This is a genomic window from Bartonella capreoli, assembly GCF_902813205.1.
GTDB lineage: Bacteria > Pseudomonadota > Alphaproteobacteria > Rhizobiales > Rhizobiaceae > Bartonella > Bartonella schoenbuchensis.
In genome coordinates this window covers 1-436 of record NZ_CADDZX010000245.1, presented here as the reverse complement: position 1 = coordinate 436, position 436 = coordinate 1, and the positions used below count along the sequence as shown (strand labels likewise).

Below are 436 nucleotides of genomic sequence, written 5' to 3'. Positions count from 1 at the left end.
AGAAGGAGAAGAGGGCGAGAAAGGAGTGGGGAGGGGGGAAAGGAAGAGGGAAGGGGAAGGGAGGGAAGAAGAGGAAGAAAGGGAGGGGGGGAGGGGAAAAAGGGAAAAGAGAAGGGGGGGAGGAGGGAGGGGAGGAAGGAGGAAGGGGGGAGAAGGGGGAGGGGGGAGGAGGGGAGGGAAGGAGGGGAGGGGGGAGAGGGGGAAGGAGAGAGAGAAGAGGAAGAGGGAGGGGGCAGCAAGAGGGGGAACGGAGGAAAAAAGGGGGGAGGAGGGATTTGGAGAAAGTTAAGAGAAGGGGAAAATTAAGGTTATAGAGTATGGTGGTTAAGGTGATGGTATTAAAGAGTTTTGGAGTGGTATTGGAGATAAGACGATTGATATCGTTAATAGTTCACGACCAATGAAATGAGGTGAATTAGAGTGATGTGGGAAGGAT

At 53.4% G+C, this 436-nt stretch carries 1 protein-coding gene; it reads left to right on the top strand.

Annotated elements, in window-relative coordinates; translation table 11 throughout:
• Positions 1-306 (top strand): hypothetical protein (locus J7R05_RS08270; RefSeq protein ID WP_208541880.1); only part of this gene is annotated, 306 nt, incomplete at its 5' end.
• Positions 307-436: the final 130 nt, after the last annotated feature.